Here is a 19,011-nt window from a genome sequence, read left to right as displayed (position 1 = left end):
GAAGATGATCACTGTGACCGAAGCAGCCGCGACCGCGGTAACCCTGAAGCGCCTCTCCGACGAAGGCGTCTCCATCTGGCTGGACGACCTCTCGCGCAAGCGCATCGCGTCCGGCAACCTCGCCGAACTCGTCGAGACCAAGCACGTGGTGGGCGTCACCACCAACCCCTCCATCTTCCAGGCCGCCATCGGCTCGGGCGAGGGGTACGAGGAGCAGCTGGCCGAACTCGCCGTGCGCGGCGTGACGGTCGACGAGGCCGTCCGGATGATGACCACGGCCGACGTCCGCGCCGCCGCCGACATCCTGCGCCCGGTGTACGACGCGACCGCCGGCCGTGACGGCCGGGTCTCCATCGAGGTCGACCCGCGCCTGGCCCACCACACCGCCGCGACCGTCGCCGAGGCCAAGCAGCTGGCCTGGCTGGTGGACCGCCCGAACGTGATGATCAAGATCCCGGCGACCGAGGCAGGTCTCCCGGCGATCACCGAGGTGGTCGGCCTCGGTATCAGCGTCAACGTCACGCTGATCTTCTCGCTGGAGCGCTACCGCGCGGTCATGGACGCCTACCTGGCCGGGCTCGAGAAGGCCCAGGCCTCCGGCGTCGACCTCGCCACCGTCCACTCCGTCGCCTCCTTCTTCGTCTCCCGCGTCGACAGCGAGATCGACAAGCGGCTGGGGAAGGTCGGCACGGACGAGGCGCTGGCCCTCAAGGGCAGGGCGGCGCTGGCCAACGCGCGTCTCGCGTACGAGGCCTACGAGGACGTCTTCGGCGCGTCCCGCTGGACCGCCCTCGCCACGGCGGGCGCCAACAAGCAGCGCCCCCTGTGGGCTTCGACCGGCGTCAAGGACCCGGCGTACAAGGACACGCTGTACGTCGACGAGCTGGTCGCGCCGGGCACGGTCAACACCATGCCGGAGGCCACGCTCGACGCCACCGCCGACCACGGTGACATCCACGGCGACGCGGTGAGCGGTGGCTACGCCCAGGCACGCGCCGACCTCGCGGCCGTCGAGCGGCTCGGGATCTCGTACGACGAGGTCGTCAAGCAGCTGGAGGACGAGGGCGTCTCCAAGTTCGAGGCCGCGTGGGGCGATCTGCTCGACGCGGTGAAGGTCTCGCTGAGCGGCAAGGGAGTCGAGGGGGAATGACCAACAGTGAAGCGCTTCCCGACGGTGACCCGCAGGATGCGTCCACCACGCCGGAGGGATCCGGTGACCAGGCCGTGGAACCGGGAGCTGTGAAGGCCGCGTCCGCCGCGGCCGGGACCGCGCCCGAGGCCGGCCCGGACTGGGACAACCCGCTGCGCGACCCGCGCGACCGCCGTCTGCCGCGTATCGCGGGCCCCTCCGGTCTCGTCATCTTCGGTGTCACCGGCGACCTCTCCCGCAAGAAGCTGATGCCGGCCGTGTACGACCTCGCCAACCGGGGTCTGCTGCCGCCCGGCTTCTCGCTCCTCGGGTTCGCCCGGCGCGAGTGGGAGGACCAGGACTTCGCCCAGGTGGTGCACGACTCGGTGCGTGAGCACGCGCGGACCGAGTTCCGTGAGGAGGTCTGGCAGCAGCTCGCCGAGGGCATGCGGTTCATCCCGGGCGACTTCGACGACGACACCGCGTTCAAGCAGCTGCGCGAGGCCGTGCAGGAGCTGGATTCCTCCCGGGGCACCAGCGGCAACTACGCCTTCTACCTCTCGGTCCCGCCGAAGTTCTTCCCCAAGGTCGTCCAGCAGCTGAAGAAGCACGGGCTGGCGGACGCGCCGGAGGGTTCCTGGCGACGCGCGATCATCGAAAAGCCGTTCGGTCACGACCTGGCCAGCGCGCGGGAGCTGAACGCGATCGTGCACGAGGTGTTCGACCCGGAGCAGGTGTTCCGCATCGACCACTACCTCGGCAAGGAGACCGTCCAGAACATTCTGGCGCTCCGCTTCGCCAATCAGATGTACGAGCCCATCTGGAACCGGTCGTACGTCGACCACGTACAGATCACCATGGCCGAGGACATCGGCATCGGCGGCCGGGCCGGCTACTACGACGGCATCGGCTCGGCCCGTGACGTCATCCAGAACCATCTGCTCCAGCTGATGGCGCTGACCGCGATGGAGGAGCCCATCGCGTTCGACGTCGAGTCGCTGCTGACGGAGAAGCTGAAGGTCCTGAAGTCGGTCAGGCTCCCGGAGAACCTGGGCGAGCACACCGTGCGCGGGCAGTACGCGGCGGCCTGGCAGGGCGGCGAGCGGGTACGCGGCTATCTGCAGGAGGACGGCATCGACCCCGGGTCGACGACCGACACCTACGCGGCCGTCAAGGTGGAGATCGACAACCGCCGCTGGGCGGGTGTCCCGTTCTACCTGAGGACCGGCAAGCGTCTGGGCCGGCGGGTGACCGAGATCGCGGTGGTCTTCCAGCGCGCGCCCCACTCCCCCTTCGACTCGACGGCCACCGAGGAACTGGGCCAGAACGCGATCGTCATCCGCGTCCAGCCCGACGAGGGCATGACGGTCCGCTTCGGTTCGAAGGTGCCGGGTACCTCCATGGAGATCCGGGACGTCTCGATGGACTTCGCCTACGGCGAGTCGTTCACCGAGTCCAGCCCGGAGGCGTACGAACGGCTGATCCTGGATGTCCTGCTCGGCGACGCCAATCTCTTCCCCCGTCACCAGGAGGTGGAAGAGTCCTGGAAGATCCTCGACCCCATCGAGGAGCACTGGGAGACGCACGGCAAGCCCGCGCAGTACCCCTCGGGCAGCTGGGGTCCGAAGGAAGCCGACGAGATGCTCGCACGAGACGGACGGAGCTGGCGCAGGCCATGAAGATCGACCTGACCGACACCACGGCAAGCAAGATCAACAAGGCGCTCGTGCAGGGACGCCGGGCCATCGGCACCCCCGCCGTGGGCATGGTCCTGACGATGGTCATCGTCACGGACGAGGAGAACGCCTACGACTCGATCAAGGCCGCCGAGGAGGCCTCGCGCGAACACCCCTCGCGCACCCTGGTCGTCATCAAGCGGCACGCCCGCACCCCGCGCGACCGCACCAACTCGCACCTCGACGCCGAGATCCGGGTGGGCGCCGACGCCGGCACCGGTGAGACGGTGGTGCTGCGGACCTACGGCGAGGTGTCCGACCACGCCGACTCCGTGGTGCTGCCGCTGCTGCTTCCCGACGCGCCCGTCGTCGTCTGGTGGCCGGTGGACGCGCCCGGCGTGCCCGCCAAGGACCCGCTGGGTGCCCTCGCGCAGCGCCGCATCACCGACATGTACGCCGTCGAGTCCCCGCTCGTCGCCCTGGAGGCCCGCGTCTCCTCCTACGCGCCGGGCGACACCGACCTGGCCTGGACCCGGCTGACCCCGTGGCGTTCGATGCTGGCCGCCGCGCTCGACCAGGCCCGTACGAAGGTGACCTCGGCCGCCGTCGAGAGCGAGGCCGACAACCCGAGCGCCGAGTTGCTGGCCCGCTGGCTGGGCGCCCGGCTCAAGGTCCCGGTCGAACGGGTCGTCACCGCCGGTCCGGTGGTCACCGCCGTCCGGCTCGGCACGGCGGCCGGCGAGATCGTCATCGACCGCCCCGAGGGTCCACTGGCCACGCTGACCCTGCCCGCGCAGCCCCCGCGCACCCTCGCCCTGAAGGTGCGCAGCACTTCCGAACTGATCGCCGAGGAACTGCGCCGCCTCGACGCGGACGAGATGTACGCCGTCGCCCTGCGGGGCGAGGGCACCAAGGAGACCTCCCGTCATGTCTGACTCCCCCAAGCTCACGCGGCGTCCGGAGTGGGTGGCCCTGGAGGACCACCGCGCGGACGGCATGCTCCACCCGCAGCTGCGTGAGCTGTTCGCCACCGACCCCGCCCGCGCGGAGCGCTATGTCGTGCAGGTCGGCGATCTGCGGATCGACTACTCCAAGCACCTGATCACGGACGAGACCCTCGCCCTGCTCCAGGAACTGGCGGTGGCCACGGATGTGTTCGGGCTGCGGGATGCGATGTTCCGTGGTGAGAAGATCAATGTGACCGAGGGGCGTGCGGTTCTGCACACCGCGTTGCGGGCGCCGCGGGACGCGGTGATCGAGGTGGACGGGGAGAACGTGGTCCCGGGGGTCCACGCGGTCCTCGACAAGATGGCGGCCTTCGCCGAGCGGGTGCGTTCGGGTGAGTGGACCGGGCACACGGGCAGGCGTATCAGGAACGTCGTGAACATCGGGATCGGCGGTTCCGACCTGGGTCCCGCGATGGCCTACGACGCGCTGCGGTCCTTCACCGACCGTGGTCTGGTGGTGCGGTTCGTGTCGAACGTGGACGGTGCCGACCTGCACGAGGCGGTGCGTGACCTCGACCCGGCCGAGACACTGTTCATCATCGCGTCGAAGACGTTCACCACCATCGAGACGATCACCAACGCCACCTCGGCGCGGTCCTGGCTGCTGTCCGGACTCAAAGCCGGTCCGGAGGCGGTCGCCAGGCACTTCGTGGCCTTGTCGACGAATGCCGGCAAGGTCGCCGACTTCGGCATCGACACGGACAACATGTTCGAGTTCTGGGACTGGGTCGGGGGACGCTACTCCTTCGACTCGGCCATCGGCCTGTCGTTGATGATCGCGATCGGCCCGGACCGGTTCAGGGAGATGCTCGACGGCTTCCACCTCGTCGACGAGCACTTCCGTACCGCGCCGGCCGAGTCCAACGCGCCGCTGCTGCTGGGCCTGCTGGGCATCTGGTACAACAACTTCCACGACGCGCAGTCCCACGCCGTGCTGCCCTACTCCCACTACCTCAGCAGGTTCACCGCCTACCTCCAGCAGCTGGACATGGAGTCCAACGGCAAGTCGGTGGACCGGCAGGGCGAGCCGGTGGACTGGCAGACCGGACCGGTGGTGTGGGGCACTCCCGGCACCAACGGGCAGCACGCCTACTACCAGCTCATCCACCAGGGCACCAAGCTCATCCCGGCCGACTTCATCGGTTTCGCCAACCCGGTCGACGAGCTGGAGACGGGCCTGGCCGCCCAGCACGACCTGCTGATGGCGAACTTCTTCGCCCAGACCCAGGCCCTGGCCTTCGGCAAGACACCCGACGAGGTCCGCGCCGAGGGCGTGCCCGAAGACCTGGTGGCCCACAAGACGTTCAAGGGAAACCACCCCACCACCACGATCCTCGCCCGCGAACTGACCCCCTCCGTCCTGGGCCAGCTCATCGCCCTCTACGAACACAAGGTGTTCGTCCAGGGCGCCGTCTGGAACATCGACTCCTTCGACCAGTGGGGCGTCGAACTCGGCAAGGTCCTCGCCAAACGCATCGAACCCGCACTCACCGACGGCACCGAGGTACCCGGCCTCGACCCCTCCACCGCCTCCCTCGTGGCCGCGTACCGCACTCTCCGGAAGAAGTGAACTGACATGACCGCGATGCAACTGGGGCTGATCGGCCTCGGCAAGATGGGCGGCAACATGCGCGAGCGGATCCGCCGCGCAGGCCACACCGTCATCGGATACGACCGCAATCCGGAACTCGCCGACGTCCACAGCCTCGAAGAGCTGGTGGGCGCGCTCGAAGCCCCGCGTGTGGTGTGGGTGATGGTGCCGGCCGGTGCCGCGACCCAGTCCACCATCGACCAGCTCGGCGACCTGCTGGAGCCCGGTGACACCGTCGTCGACGGCGGCAACTCCCGCTGGACGGACGACGAGAAGCACGCCGGGGAACTGGCCGCCAAGGGCATCGGCTTCGTCGACGCCGGCGTCTCCGGCGGCGTCTGGGGCCTGCAGAACGGCTACGCGCTGATGGTCGGCGGCGACGCGGAGAACGTCGCCAGGGTCCAGCCCGTCTTCGACGCGCTCAAGCCCGAGGGCGACTCCGGCTTCGTGCACGCCGGCAAGGTCGGCGCCGGCCACTTCTCCAAGATGGTCCACAACGGCATCGAGTACGCCATGATGCAGGCCTACGCCGAGGGCTGGGAGCTCCTGGAGAAGGTCCACTCCGTCACCGACGTGCGCGAGGTCTTCCGTTCCTGGCAGGAGGGCACGGTCATCCGTTCCTGGCTGCTGGACCTGGCCGTCAACGCCCTGGACGACGACGAGCACCTGGACAAGCTGCGCGGCTACGCGGACGACTCCGGCGAGGGCCGCTGGACCGTCGAGGCGGCCATCGACCACGCGGTACCGCTGCCCGCGATCACCGCGTCGCTGTTCGCACGGTTCGCCTCGCGCCAGGACGACTCGCCGCAGATGAAGATGGTCGCGGCACTGCGCAACCAGTTCGGCGGCCACGCCGTCGAGTCCGCGGAGTAGGCCGGGTCATGGGCGATCTCATACTCGTCCGCCACGGCGAGACCGAGTGGACCCTGACGGGCCAGCACACCAGCTGGACCGATCTGCCGCTCACCCAGCACGGCGAGGAACAGGCCAAGTCCCTCGCGCCGCTCTTCGCCGGGCAGTCCTTCGCGCAGGTGTTCACCAGCCCCCTCGACCGGGCGGTACGGACCGCGGAACTCGCGGGCCTGACCGGACCGGTGACCGACCCCGATCTGCACGAGTGGGACTACGGGGGCTACGAGGGGATCACCACCCGCGCCATCCACCGCACCCGGCCCGACTGGGTCCTGTGGGAGGACGGGGTGCCGCCCGGCCCCGACGGTCACCCCGGCGAGTCGCCGCAGGAGGTGGGGGAACGCGCCGACCGGGTCCTGTCCCGCGTGGACGCGGCGCTCTGCAACCACCCCGGGGACGTGGTCCTGGTGGCCCACGCGCACTTCCTGCGGGTGCTGACGGCCCGTCGGCTGGGGCTCCCGGCGGACGCCGGACGGCTGTTCCAGCTCTCGACGGGAACCGTCAGCCGGCTGTCCACGGAACACGGACACCCGGTGATCGCCGAGTGGAACGCCACCGGAACTTCTGCGCCGGTCCGCTAGTTTCTACGATGCTGTAGAAACCGAGGAGGTTTCCGGTCCGCCCCCGGGCGGGCCGGGCCTCTGCCAACGTATGGAGTTCTCATGGCCCTGTGGGACCGCATCAAGGAGTCCGCGTCGACGATGCAGACCCAGCTCGTGGCGAAGAAGAACGATCTCAAGAGCGGTGCCTTCCGCGACGCGAGCATGGCGATGTGCGCGCTCGTCGCCGCGGCGGACGGGTCGGTCGATCCGTCCGAGCGGCAGCGTGTCGCCCAGCTCATCGCCACGAACGAGGTGTTGCAGAACTTCGACGCCGACGACCTGCGCCGCCGCTTCGACGACAACCTGAACAAGCTGACCGCCGACTTCGCCTTCGGCAAGGTCAGCGTCCTCCAGGAGATCGCCAAGGCCAAGAAGAAGCCCGCCGAGGCACGTGCCGTCATCCAGATCGGCATCGTGATCGGCGGCGCCGACGGCGACTTCGACAAGACCGAGCAGGCCGTGGTGCGTGAGGCGTGCTTCGCGCTCGACCTGCCGCCGCACGAGTTCGACCTGTAGTTCCGCGCCGGACCCCGGCCCACGTCGCCCGCCGTGGGCCGGGGTCCGTCGTTCGGGTCAGGCGGCACCGGCGCGCGGCGCCCTGGCGTCCCGCCGCATGATCCGGACGACAGGCCCCCCAGAGGCGGGTGAAGTGGCTCAGGTGCCGCGCGCCGACCGCTTGCGCCACCTCACGAACTCCTTCTCCGGGTCGCCGGTGCAGGACCAGGGCGAGCGGCTGGCGCGCGGTCCGACCATCCTGAAGAGCGAACCGGCCAGGTCCGGGAGTCCGCCGTAACAGGCCGCGTGCGCCAGGTAGTTGAAGTGCCGCACCTCCTCGGGGGCGGGCGGCCCCTCGGAGCGGGCGGTGAGCCAGCGCTGCCAGCTCCGCCGCACGTCGCTGACGGCTCCGTCGTGATTCCAGTGCCGGTCGAACCCGGCGGGCGTGTCCCGCCGGCCGTTCGCCTCCTCCAGGACGGCGCGGTACTCCTCCACCCGCGCGACCTGCAGCAGAACCGGCAGCGCGGAGCCCGGCGGGGCGACGGCCGCCGCGTCCCGCGCGAAGTCGTACATGAGGCCGTGCGACCCGTGCCAGCGCGCGGAGTAGTAGCGCAGCACCTGGAGGTGCCCCTCCATGCTGTACGGATCGCGGGCGTGCAACTCGTCCCACCAGCGCCCGAGTTCCTGACGGCGCACCCCGGCGGGATAGAGCCGGGCGACGGAGATGAGACAGATCCAGGGCGTGGGGTCGTCCGGGTAGGCCTCGGCACCCTGGAGGCAGGCCATCACCGCCTGGTCGACGCGACGCCGTTCGACCGGGGCACCCCCGCCCGCCGCGCCGGCCAGATGGAAGGCCCTGGCGACCTCGGTCGCGGCCCGCAGCACGAGGGCGTCGCCGCCGTGGGGTTCGGCCGCCAGCCAGGACTCGACCGAGGAGTTGTCCACGCAGGCCGCCGCCAGCAGCCGCATCCGGTGTCCGCGCACGGGCCACGCGGGGCCGGTGGCCCTCAACAGGTCGCGCAGGCTCTGCCAACGGCCGACGGCGATGTCCTGGCGTGCGGAGGTGAGGAGCGTGTCCCCGCCGTCGGGGTCGAAATCGGGGGTGAAGCGGTCTCTCGCCATGCGGACTCTCTCAGAAGTCGGTGGGGAGACCTTCGTGGGGAAAGGACCGCTCGACCGCCGTCACCACCGTGTCGGACGAACCGAGGGCTCCTGATGGGAGAGCCCTCTGCCCCTGTCGTCGTTCATGGATGCGCTGCTTCGGTTGCACGACGGCCACTGTTGTCGGCCGACGGTAGCTCCGCAGGAGGTGTTCCGCAGGTGGTGTGATGATAGCGGTGGTCTTTGGTGTTTCAATGTCAACCCGTCGGTAATATCCGCCGTATAAGGGCGACCGGCAGTGGGCGTGCACCGGCGGTCGGAGGCCTCGGACGCAGAGCAGGCGCGAGCTCCGGTGATCATGGAGTTCTCTGCGCTCGCTGCCCGGGCACGTGGACACCCACCCACGGGCTGCCACGACCCGCGCGTCCCCGACCGGATCGTGTTCGAGCACGTGATCGCCGCCCTGCGCCTCCCTGATTTGTGCCGCCCTGTGCGTCAGAGCGAGCCGCGGGCCGCTGCCTCGACGAAGTCCGTGAACGCCTTCGGCGTCACCTTCAAGGCGGCCGCGCCACCACCCGCAGGTGGAAGTGACGCCCACTGCCGGACGCTCCGAGGCGCCGCGGGGCGGTGACCTGCCGCGTGGGCCGTGTCCGCACCCCGGGGCCGCGCGCTGCGCGGCGAGGCGCACCGGAGCGCCGCGCGACCGTCCAGTCCGCGCCGGTCGTCCGGGTCTCCATCAGCCTCTCGCCGCCGGGGACTTGGGCGTTCCCGGGTGAACGTCACGCCTGGATACGGTTGACAGCCGACGTCGGACGGCAAGAACATCGGGCCGGGGCCGAACGCGACGGCACGGCGGGAACACCGGCCGGAACGGCGCGCGACGCGAAGGCGCGGCCGCACGGAGCCGCTCCGCGCACCCCGGCCGGATTCAGGGGCGGCCGGGATGCGCGGAGCTCCCGCCGGCCCTCGTCACGGGGACGGCCGGCCGACGACGCTCCGGGAGCCGGGCACGGACCCGACGGCCGGCGTCAGCGTTCGCGGGGGACGCCGTAGGTGCGCTCCACGTGCAGCCGCAGCACGAGCCGCCGGTCACGGACCATGGCGGCCCGGTAGTCGTCCCAGTCGGGGTGCTCGCCCATCAGGTCGCGGTAGAGACGGACGAGCTCCTCGACCGTCTCGTCGTGCGGGTCCCCTGCCACCGGAGTGAGCTCGGCGGTGCCTTCGGCGACCGTGTACGCCCAGCGGTCGTCGCTGGTCACGTGGTACGAGGCCCGCGGGTCCCGGCGCAGGTTCCGCGTCTTGGCGCGGTCGTCCGTGAGAGACACCCGGACGATGTTCTCGTCGGGACTGTAGGCGTGAACAACGTTCGACAGCTGGGGCCGCCCGTCCCTCTTGAGGGTGGTGAGCACCCCGCCCTTGTACTCGGAGAGCAGCTTGAGCAGTGCGTCCTGCGTCGCGTCCTGAGTCATATCCGGATCAACCCTCCGGTGGGGATCGTCATTCCCTGACCGACAGGCGGTAGACAGTGTCCACGTCCGCCTGGTAGACCGTGCCCGGACCCGCTTCGTACCGCCGGACTCGTTCGTCGAGGACGTCCGTGTGCCGCATCCCGGGTTCCTCCTGCTGGGCGCCGGCTTCGCGGCGGTGATGGTCACCGCGACGACGGTCGTCGTGTGCGGCACGTCCGCGCGGAGTCGGCGGGGGTGGCGGGCGGTCTCCAGCAGACGGCCATGAACGTCGGGCCCACGCCGGGTGTTGCCGCGGCGACCGTGCTGATGCCCCTGGCGGGCGATGTCCGCACGGGTCCCGCTCTGACGGTTCTGGCGGCCGTGGCGCCGGCCGGACTGCCGCTCGCCCGGTGGCTGCCGGGACGCGACGGGCCGCCGACCCGCGGGCCGGACTGCCCCGAAGCATCCGCGGGAACTCCGTACGGGACGATGAACACGAGGCAGTCCATGAGCCGCAGTGCGGAGGAGAACGATGGGACACCTGCGACAAGAGGTCGAGCCGCATGAGGTCGGCCTCGATCCGAAGGCCCTGGCCCGGTTGGACCAGCACTTCGCCCACCTGGTCGACGACCACCGGCTGCCCGGTTGTCTGGTGGCCGTGTCCCGGCACGGCACGGTCGCGCACCTCGCGACGCACGGATGGCGCGACCGCGCGGCCGGGCTTCCGGTCGAGACCGACACGCTGTGGCGGATCTACTCGATGACGAAGCCGGTCACCTCGGTGGCCGCGCTGATGCTCCTCGAGGAGGGACACTTCCGGCTGGACGACCCGGTCGCCCGTTTCCTGCCCGCCTTCGCCGAACCTCGGGTGTACGTCGACGGGTCGGGGGCCGGCACGCGGACCCGTCCGGCAGATCAACCCCTCACGATCCGGCATCTGTTGACCCACACCTCCGGCCTGACGTTCGGTTTCTACCACTCCCATCCGGTCGACGCGCTCTACCGCGTCGCCGGTCTGGAGTCGTCGGTGGCGCCGGGCACGGATCTCGCCGGAACCTGCGAGGTGTACGCCGGTCTGCCGCTCCAGTTCGAGCCGGGCACCGCGTGGAACTACTCGGTCTCCACCAACGTCCTGGGGCGTCTCGTCGAGGTGGTGTCCGGTCAGGACCTCGACGTCTTCCTCGCCGAGCGGATCTTCCGTCCGCTCGGGATGACGGACGCCGGGTTCTGTGTCACCGACGAGCAGTCCGGACGGCTCGCCGAGCTCTACGGGGAGGACTCCGAGGGGCGGATCGCCCCGATCGCCGGGCTCCCGCTGCACGGCCGGCCGCGCTTCCTGTCCGGGAGCGGCGGCATGGTGGCCACCGCCCACGACTACCACCGCTTCATGGAGATGCTCCGCCGGCGCGGCGAACTCGACGGCGTGCGGCTGCTGAAGCCGGAGACCGTGGACACGATGGCGTCCAACCAGTTGCCGGGAGGCGCCGACCGCCGCACCTTCGGCAGCCCGCTGCACCGCGAGCCCGGCAACGCGGGCCTGGGCTTCGGCCTCGGCGTCTCCGTCGTGGTGGACCCGGAGATCACCCGGTCCCCCTCCGGCGAGGGTGCGTTCGGCTGGAGCGGTGTGGCCGGTACGACCTTCTGGGTCGACCCGCACCGGGACCTGACCGTGCAGTTCTTCACCCAGGTCCGCCCGGCGGGGTCCCACGCGCACTTCCCCGAGCTGAAGCGGCTGGTGCACGAGGCCGTGCGGGACTGACCCGGCTCACCCGGTCCGCAGACCGAACTCCATCCCGTCCCGGGCGAGTTCGGCCAGCCACTGCTCGGACCGCGTCGCCGTCCCGGCGGCGCGGCACAGACCGGGCGGGAGCGAGCCGTCGAGGATGTGGCGGACGCCGAGGGCCAGGGTGCGGGAGACACAGCGCGCCATGGCGCTCTCCTCGGCGGTCCCTTCGAGATCGAGGAGGTAACGGCCCGACCAGCTCGTGCCCGGTTCGCTCCGTACCTCCAGGGACACCACGAGCACGACGCGGTCGCGGTCCGTGTCCGTCGTCGGGTGGGCCGCCGCGAGTTCCTGGGCGAGGGCCGCGATCCGCTCGTCGTCGCCCGCCTTCAGCTCGGCGAAGACGGCGTCCCAGGCGCGCTGCCAGCCGTCGAGGCGGAGGGTGCCCCGGACGAAGGTCTCCGGTGTCCAGGCGTCGGGGAGACCGTACTGCTGGAGGAAGGGCACGCTGTCGCGGTTGGGGTAGACCTCGAAGGTCTCGCCGTCGACGTGATGGGGGCGGGTCGCCTCCCAGGGGCGCGGGACCGTGGTGCGGTTACCGTCCTCGATGTAGCGGGCCGGTGAGCGCAGGGCGCCGAGCACACCGGCCGGTGCCCAGCTGAAGCGGTACCGGAAGTCGTCGGGCACCGCCGGGACGCCACCGCAGTACGACGTGAGGCTGTACGAGGCGGCCACGCCGTCCCCGATCGCCCGGCGGGCCCGGGCGATCAGGCTGTGCGCGAAGAGGTGGTCGATACCGGGGTCGAGCCCGCACTCGGTCAGCACCACCACGCCGGCCGCCGTGGCCGCGGGCGCCTGCGCGAGTACGGCGTCCGACACATAACTCGAGCAGGCGAAATGGGCGCCGCTCCCGACGCAGGCGGCGAGCAGTGGAGCGTGTTCGGGCGCGGGCAGCATGGAGACCACGACGTCTCCGGGCGCGAGCGCGGCGGTGAGCGCGGGCAGCGTGTGGGCGCGGGGCTCCGCGCGACCGGTCAGGCCCAGCGCCTCCAGGCTCCGCGCCGCGCGCTCCTCGGTGCGGTGCCACAGGTGCACACGGTCGGCGGCGTCGCAGACGGCGGCCAGACCGCTGCCGGTGGACAGACCCGCGCCTATCCAGTGCACGGTGCCGCTCGCTGCCGTTGCCTTTGACTTCACGCAACTCCCCTTACTCCAGGCCGTGTTCACGGCAGGCTTGGTGGAACCGGTCCAGGCAGCGTCCCCACGGGCCGCCGACGCCGAACTCCAGGAGCTGCGGCAGCAGCGCCGCCGAGAAGTCGACGCTCGCCTCCAGCGGCAGCAGGGACGGCAGGTTGTCGATGGCGATCAGGTCCAGGGCGGGCCGCTCCCGCAGGCGGCGCACGGGGCGCGTCCAGTTAGTGGTGGCGTCGTAGACCGGCAGCACGTTGGACGGCGATCCGACGTCGCAGGTCACGTCGCACAGCGTGCGCAGCCGGCGGCCGGGTCCGTCGAGGTCCTTGTCCGTGAGGAAGGGCGGGATCGGCCGGGTCGTGAGCACGGTGTTCACCATCAACTCGTGGTCCAGCAGGGCCGCCCGGTCCAGATCACGGGTCTCGGCGAGATCCCAGCAGGTCGGCTCCACCCCGGCCACGCCCAGCGCGGCGCGGGCGCCCCGGCCGCTGCGGCCGAGGGCACCGATCACCAGTGCCGGCAGCTCCCCCGCGATCCCGGCGAGTTCCGCGTCCAGCTCCTCCTTCGACGTGGGCCGCAACGGGGCCTTCAGGGCGTCCCGGTGCTGCAGCACCGCCAGCGCCGCACCCAGATATCCGGCCCAGTAGCCGAAGGCGGCGAGCCTGCGTCCTTCGTCGTCCACCAGGTATTCCAGGTCGAGCAGGGCACCACCGCCGGCGAGGAACCTGCGCAGCAGCGGCTCGGCCCCCGGCTGCCGCTTGTAGGCGTGCCCGAAGAAGAGGTGCCGGTGCGTCAGTTCGGCTGAATCGGCGGGGAGTTCCTTGAGGCCGACGACCACCGCGTCCGGCGGTGCCGAGACCCAGGAGCCCGCCTCGGCGACACCGCACCCCGCCTGCTCGTACGCCTCGGCCGGGAAGACCCGCTGCGGCGAGTCCTCGACCGTGAGCGTCACGCCGGCGTCGACGAGCCGTCGGGCGTCCGAGGGCACGACGGGCGTGCGCCGTTCGGTCGTACGGGTCTCGTGGCGCAGCCACAAGTGGAGCTCGGTCATACGAGGTTGACCTCCGGGCGCGGGGCGTCGGCGGCGAAGCGCTCGACGCTCAGGGGGCTGATGTCGAGGAAGGGTACGCGGCCCAGGTACAGATCCCGGACCACCTCGCCGACCGCCGGTCCCTGCAGGAAGCCGTGGCCCGAGAACCCGGTCGCGTACAGGAAGCGGGCGCACGAACGCGCCTCGCCGATCAGCGCGTTGTGGTCCGGTGTGACCTCGTAGAGGCCCGCCCAGCCACCCGTGCGGCGCAGGTCGAGCAGGGCGGGCGCGCGTCGCCGCATGGCCTCGGCCAGCCGCGGTATCCAGCGCTCGTGCGTCCCGGTGGCGAACCCGGGGGTCTCGTCGGGGTCGGACATGCCGACGAGGAGCCCCGGGCCCTCGGCGTGGAAGTAGAGGCTGGTGGTGAAGTCGATCGTCATGGGGAGGTCGGGCGGCAGGTCGGGGACGGGTTCGGTGACGGCGATCTGGCGGCGCAGCGGCTGCACCGGAAGGTCCACTCCGGCCATCGCGCCGACGGCCCGCGACCAGGCGCCGGCGGCGCAGACGACCGCGCCGGTGGCGATCCGGCCGCCGGTGGTGACCACCGCGGTGATGGTGTCCCCGCGGGTCTCGATGCCGGTGACCTCGCAGTGCCGCAGCAGGGTCGCGCCGTGCCGGCGGGCTCCGGCCGCGTAGCCCTGGACCACGGACTCGGGGGTGCAGTGCCCGTCGTCCGGGGAGAAGGCGGCGGCCAGCAGGCCGTCGGTGCCGATGAGCGGGGACAGCCGGCGTGCCTCGGCGGGGTCGATCAGGCGGCTGGGCACTCCGAGCGCGTTCTGCAGCCGCACCCCGTCCTCGAAGGCCGCGACCTCCTCGGGGGTGGAGAGCAGGAACAGGTAGCCGACCCGGCGCAGGCCGATGTCCTGGCCGGGTTCCTCCCCGAAACGGGCGAACGCCTCCAGGCTGCGGGCGCCCAACCGGATGTTGAGCTCGTCGGAGAACTGCGCCCGGACGCCGCCGGCGGCCCGCGCGGTGGAGCCGGACGCCAGTTCGTCGCGCTCGACCAGGACGACGTCCCGTACACCCGCGCGGGCCAGGTGGTAGGCGATGCTCGTGCCGATCACGCCGCCGCCGACAACGACGACCTGAGCGGTCCCGTTCACCGCCGTGCCCGCCGGGCACGGGCCGCGTCGATCACGGCCCAGGCCGCGGCGGCGTCCTGCACGCCGAGCCCGACGCTGTTGTAGAGGACGATGTCGTCCGGGCCGGTGCGGGCCGTACGGACGCCGGTCAGGACGCCGCCGAGCGGGATCAGGTCGTCCGGCGCGAGGATTCCCCGGGCCAGCGCCTCGACCACCGGTCCCGCGTGCTCCGCCGCCGTCAGCGGATCGTCGACGACCACCGCCGCGGCCCGCCGGACCACCTCGGCGTCGACCTCGCTGCGGGTGGGCTCGAAGGACCCCACGCTGACGACCGTGCACCCCGGCGCCAGCCACTCGCCCCGCACGACGGGTGTGCTGCTGAGCGTGCAGGCCGCGACCATCGACGCTCCGGCGACCGCCTCCTCCGCGGAGCCGGCCGCCTCGACGGCGACGCCGAGTTCCGCGGCGAGCCGCTGGGCCGCGTGCGCCCGCCGGCCGGGATGCGGGCTCCACACCCGTACGGACCGCAGTTCCCGCACCCGGGCGACGGCCCGCGCGTGGGCGAGCGCCTGGGTGCCGGAGCCCAGCAGGCCGAGCTCCGCGCTGTCCGCGGTGGCCAGCGCGTCGAGGGCGACAGCGCTGGCGGCGGCGGTGCGCAGGGTGGTGACCGCCGTGCCGTCCATGACCGCGGCGAGCCGGCCGGTCACCGGATCGAGCGCGTTGATCACGGCATGGACGGTCGGCAGCCCCGCCGCCGCGTTGCCCGGGTTGACGCTGCCGAACTTGGCGACGGCCCCGGTGTCCGCGGACAGCCGCGCCAGGTACGCGAAGACGACGCTGTCGTCGAAGCGACTGGGGTGCATGATCTTGCCGGGCAGCTCGGCGGTGCCGTCACCGAGCGCGGTGAACGCCGCGCGCTGCGAGGCGATCGCCGTGTCGGTGTCCAGCAGCTCCACGACCTGCTCACGGGACAGATACAGCGGTCCGGCGTCGTCTTCTGTCATTCCTCAGTGATAGCCGCCTTCGCCGTTCCGCAAAAGATCGCCTTCGTCCAGTCGCCGCCGTCCAGGTGAGGGAGGAAGTGGTCGAGGCGCTCCCGCTTGGTGAGCAGGTAGCTGAGGTTCTCCTCGCACGGCGGTATCAGCAGCGGGACCTGCTCGGCGACCTTGATGCCGTTGCGCTGCAGCGACTCACGCTTGCGCGGGTTGTTCGAGAGCAGACGCACCGACCGTACGCCGAGGTCGTGCAGGATGTCCGCGGCCACCCGGTAGTCGCGGGCGTCGACCGGGAGACCGAGGGCGACGTTCGCCTCCACGGTGTCGAGGCCCTCCGACTGGAGCTTCATCGCCTGCAGCTTGGCGAGCAGGCCGATGCCGCGGCCCTCGTGACCGCGGAGGTAGACGAGGATGCCGCGGCCCTCCGCGACGATGGCGCGCAGCGCCGCGCCGAGTTGGTCGCCGCACTCGCAGTGCGTGGAGCCGAACGCGTCCCCGGTGAGGCACTCCGAATGGAGCCGGGTGAGGACGCCTTCCTTCGTCGCGTCCTCTCCACCGCCGGCGAGATCACCGACTTCCCCGTGGACCAGGGCCACTTGCTCCTCTCCGCGGTCGTGGTCCAGGTAGCCGACCGCCTGGAAATTGCCGTACACGGTGGGCAGAGGGGCGATCACGACTCGTTCGACACCAGAGCGGCGCGCGGTCCCGGCAAGTACTGCAAAGTTATCTGTCATGATCTGGTTCCTAAGCAGAGTCGAAAGAAGCGTCGAAAGGCCGTGAAACATGAGTGGTTCGGGAACGCGCTCGACGGTGTCCGGTCTGTTGCCGGCGGACACCACGGAGGATGTGCGCGAGCGGGGGGCCGGTATTGCCCGTGAGGTCGCCGTGCTTCCCGTGGGGAGCTTCGAACAGCACGGGGCGTTCCTTCCGTTGGCGACGGACACGCTGGTCGCCTGCGCCGTCGCGCGTGAGATCGCCGCCGCCCATCCGGTCCATCTCCTTCCTCCGTTGACGATCTCCTGCTCGCACGAGCACGCCGCGTGGCCGGGGACCGTCAGCATTTCCGCCGTCACGCTGTACGCGGTGGTGCGGGACATAGCCGAATCGCTCCGCCGCTCGGGTGTGGACACCCTGGTGCTGGTCAACGGACACGGCGGGAATTACGTGCTGGGCAATGTCGTCCAGGAATCCGCGGGCAGCGGTACGCGCATGGCGCTTTTCCCGGCCCTCGAGGACTGGGAGGCCGCGCTCGAACGAGCCGGTGTGGAGACCTCGTTGCTCACCGATATGCACGCGGGAGAAATCGAGACCTCCATTCTTCTGCACACGCACCCGGAATTGATCCGCCCCGGTTACGAGACCTCGGACTTCGTCGCGGACGACCGGCGTCATCTGCTCACCCTCGGAATGTCCGGCTATACCGAGTCCGGCGTCATCGGCCGCCCTTCGAGGGCCTCCGCCGAGAAGGGCGAGGAACTCCTGGCGGGGCTGACCGAGGCCTTCGGGGCGTACTTCTCGTTGCTGACGGAGAAGACACCGCCCTCGACGGGGACGGATGCTTCGGCGGTCGCTGAATCCCGGCATTGATCCTGCCCTCCTGCGTTCTCCTCCCGCGGGCGTCGCAGCGCCGCGAACCAGCGGACGAACAGGACCGCGACGCCGGGCAGGGCGGCGGCGAAGCTGAGCACCCCGTAGATCACGGCGACGCTCAGACCCATGCCGGCGCCCAGTCCGGCGGCACCGAAGGCCCAGGCCATGACGCCTTCCCTGGGGCCCCAGCCGCCGACGTTGAGCGGCAGGCCCATGGCGAGCAGGGCCAGCAGTGCCAGCGGCAGCAACTCGGCCACGGACGCGGTGGATCCGGCGACGCGGGCGGCGATCAGGAACATCGCCAGGTGTCCGGCCAGCACCACGACCGACGAGATGAGCACACCCGGCCAGTTGCCGCGGGCCAGCAGCGCGCCGCGCGCCTCGGTGAGCGCGGCGCGTACGGCTCCGTACCGGCGGGAAGGCGCGGCCGGCCCGGCCCTGCGGGCCGCGGCCACCGCGACTGCCGAGCACACCGAGACGATCGCCAGGACGAGAGCCAGTCGACGGGCGTCCGTGAGGACCGGTGACGGCTGGGTGAGCAGGACCACGGCGCCCACGGCGACCAGGACCGCCTGCCCGGCGGTCCGTTCGAGGACCACCGCGCGCACACCGCGCCCGATGTCCCCCGCGCTCTGGCCGTGCCGTACGGCGCGGTGCACGTCGCCGAGGACACCACCGGGCAGCGCCGCGTTCAGGAACAGCGCGCGGTAGTAGTCGGCGACAGCGCCTGCCAGCGGCAGCCGGATCCGCAGCCCGCGGGCCACCAGACACCAGCGCCAGGCGCTGAACACCGTGGTGAGCAGCCCCAGTCCGACCCCGGCCAGCAGGGTCGTGGCGTCGATCTTCCGCAGTCCGTCCAGGAAGACGCCGGTGCCGAGCCGCCAGAGCAGTACGCCGAGGATGGCGGCGCCGGCGACGGTGCCGAAGTGGGTGCGCAGCCGGCGGGAGTCGAGCAGCGCGCGCAGGCCGCCCGCGGGACGCCCCTCGTCGGTCGCCGGTGCCGGGTCGCCCTGCTCGGGCGCGCGGGCGGCACCGGGGCCGGCCGGTGACCGGTCGCCCGCCGCGCCCGCCGTGGACGGGAGCGCGGTGGCCCGGGCGGCGGGCGGACGTGCCGTGACGTCGGCGGTGCGCGGGCGCACGATCGTCTCGGCGGCGTGCGGGTGCGCCGGGGCGTCGGCGGTGCGCGGTCGCGCGGCGTCGGCCGTGGGGGCCGGGACGGCGACGGCGGTGGAGCGTGTCCCCTCCGCCTCGATCTCGGTGCGGTCCGCGTCCGCCGTCCCCTGCCCCTGGGTCCCGAGCACCTCCGTGCCGGGGCGCCGCCGGGCGGGGGAGGCCGCGCCACGGATCCGCAGGGCGACGCGCCTGCCGAGGGCGGGGAC

General features: G+C 71.5%; 16 protein-coding genes and 2 pseudogenes. 10 read left to right on the top strand and 8 right to left on the bottom strand.

Annotated features, from left to right (window positions below; all coding sequences use genetic code 11):
• Positions 1-4 precede the first annotated feature (4 nt).
• From tal to OHB41_RS37600, 7 genes are all read left to right on the top strand, one after another.
• The gene (gene tal / locus OHB41_RS37630; protein ID WP_266703668.1) at positions 5-1,150 is read left to right on the top strand and encodes a transaldolase; all 1,146 of its coding nucleotides are present in this window, start codon (positions 5-7) and stop codon (positions 1,148-1,150) included.
• Positions 1,147-2,808, top strand: coding sequence for a glucose-6-phosphate dehydrogenase (gene zwf / locus OHB41_RS37625; protein WP_266703666.1), 1,662 nt, complete (start codon positions 1,147-1,149; stop codon positions 2,806-2,808). Before tal ends, zwf begins: the two co-directional genes overlap by 4 nt.
• Entirely contained in the window at positions 2,805-3,740 is a 936-nt protein-coding gene (opcA, locus tag OHB41_RS37620) for a glucose-6-phosphate dehydrogenase assembly protein OpcA (RefSeq protein ID WP_266703664.1), read from the top strand. The genes zwf and opcA overlap by 4 nt, the downstream gene beginning before the upstream one ends.
• Entirely contained in the window at positions 3,733-5,382 is a 1,650-nt protein-coding gene (gene pgi, locus OHB41_RS37615) for a glucose-6-phosphate isomerase (RefSeq protein ID WP_266703662.1), read from the top strand. The genes opcA and pgi overlap by 8 nt, the downstream gene beginning before the upstream one ends.
• Positions 5,383-5,397: 15 nt before the next feature.
• Complete coding sequence (gnd, locus tag OHB41_RS37610) at positions 5,398-6,276, top strand: phosphogluconate dehydrogenase (NAD(+)-dependent, decarboxylating) (RefSeq protein ID WP_266706444.1); 879 nt, start codon at positions 5,398-5,400, stop codon at positions 6,274-6,276.
• An 8-nt stretch (positions 6,277-6,284) separates the two neighbouring features.
• Positions 6,285-6,896, top strand: coding sequence for a histidine phosphatase family protein (locus OHB41_RS37605; protein ID WP_266703660.1), 612 nt, complete (start codon positions 6,285-6,287; stop codon positions 6,894-6,896).
• Positions 6,897-6,977: 81 nt separating this feature from the next.
• The gene (locus OHB41_RS37600; protein WP_168531046.1) at positions 6,978-7,433 is read left to right on the top strand and encodes a tellurite resistance TerB family protein; all 456 of its coding nucleotides are present in this window, start codon (positions 6,978-6,980) and stop codon (positions 7,431-7,433) included.
• Between the two features lie 138 nt (positions 7,434-7,571).
• On the opposite strand, the gene OHB41_RS37595 is transcribed toward OHB41_RS37600, so the two are convergent.
• Positions 7,572-8,534, bottom strand: a complete 963-nt coding sequence (locus OHB41_RS37595) for a hypothetical protein (protein ID WP_266703657.1) — start codon at positions 8,532-8,534, stop codon at positions 7,572-7,574.
• Positions 8,535-8,881: 347 nt separating this feature from the next.
• Between OHB41_RS37595 and OHB41_RS52710 the strand changes: the two are divergent.
• Positions 8,882-8,979 (top strand): annotated as a pseudogene (locus OHB41_RS52710) (IS5/IS1182 family transposase); the annotation flags it as partial.
• Positions 8,980-9,541: 562 nt separating this feature from the next.
• Here OHB41_RS52710 and OHB41_RS37590 read toward each other — a convergent pair.
• The gene (locus OHB41_RS37590) at positions 9,542-9,982 is read right to left on the bottom strand and encodes a PPOX class F420-dependent oxidoreductase (RefSeq protein WP_266703655.1); all 441 of its coding nucleotides are present in this window, start codon (positions 9,980-9,982) and stop codon (positions 9,542-9,544) included.
• Positions 9,983-10,493: 511 nt separating this feature from the next.
• On the opposite strand from OHB41_RS37590, the gene OHB41_RS37580 reads away from it, so the two are divergent.
• Positions 10,494-11,720, top strand: coding sequence for a serine hydrolase domain-containing protein (locus OHB41_RS37580; protein ID WP_266703653.1), 1,227 nt, complete (start codon positions 10,494-10,496; stop codon positions 11,718-11,720).
• Positions 11,721-11,726: 6 nt separating this feature from the next.
• Here the strand turns inward: OHB41_RS37580 and OHB41_RS37575 are convergent, their stop codons facing one another.
• From OHB41_RS37575 to ribA, 5 genes are read right to left on the bottom strand one after another with little or no spacing between them, the layout of a single operon-like run.
• Entirely contained in the window at positions 11,727-12,881 is a 1,155-nt protein-coding gene (locus OHB41_RS37575; RefSeq protein ID WP_266703651.1) for a saccharopine dehydrogenase family protein, read from the bottom strand.
• A 10-nt stretch (positions 12,882-12,891) separates the two neighbouring features.
• On the bottom strand, positions 12,892-13,926 hold the full coding sequence (locus OHB41_RS37570) for a saccharopine dehydrogenase (protein WP_266703649.1): 1,035 nt from the start codon (positions 13,924-13,926) through the stop codon (positions 12,892-12,894).
• Complete coding sequence (locus OHB41_RS37565; protein ID WP_266703647.1) at positions 13,923-15,068, bottom strand: NAD(P)/FAD-dependent oxidoreductase; 1,146 nt, start codon at positions 15,066-15,068, stop codon at positions 13,923-13,925. The genes OHB41_RS37570 and OHB41_RS37565 overlap by 4 nt, the downstream gene beginning before the upstream one ends.
• Positions 15,065-16,051, bottom strand: coding sequence for an ornithine cyclodeaminase family protein (locus OHB41_RS37560; protein ID WP_266703645.1), 987 nt, complete (start codon positions 16,049-16,051; stop codon positions 15,065-15,067). The genes OHB41_RS37565 and OHB41_RS37560 overlap by 4 nt, the downstream gene beginning before the upstream one ends.
• Positions 16,048-16,776: a GTP cyclohydrolase II gene (ribA, locus tag OHB41_RS37555; protein ID WP_266703643.1), complete on the bottom strand. Its 729-nt coding sequence runs from the start codon at positions 16,774-16,776 to the stop codon at positions 16,048-16,050. Before ribA ends, OHB41_RS37560 begins: the two co-directional genes overlap by 4 nt.
• A 49-nt stretch (positions 16,777-16,825) precedes the next feature.
• Here ribA and OHB41_RS37550 point away from each other — a divergent pair, with 49 nt between their 5' ends.
• Complete coding sequence (locus tag OHB41_RS37550) at positions 16,826-17,629, top strand: creatininase family protein (RefSeq protein ID WP_323138429.1); 804 nt, start codon at positions 16,826-16,828, stop codon at positions 17,627-17,629.
• Between the two features lie 143 nt (positions 17,630-17,772).
• Here OHB41_RS37550 and OHB41_RS37545 read toward each other — a convergent pair.
• Positions 17,773-18,771, bottom strand: a pseudogene (locus tag OHB41_RS37545) (lysylphosphatidylglycerol synthase domain-containing protein); the annotation flags it as partial.
• Between the last annotated feature and the right edge of the window lie 240 nt (positions 18,772-19,011).

It is taken from the genome of Streptomyces sp. NBC_01571 (assembly GCF_026339875.1).
In the GTDB taxonomy this organism is placed as follows: Bacteria; Actinomycetota; Actinomycetes; order Streptomycetales; family Streptomycetaceae; genus Streptomyces.
Note: the sequence above shows the minus strand (reverse complement) of the source record. Positions and strands in the feature narration are given on the sequence as shown.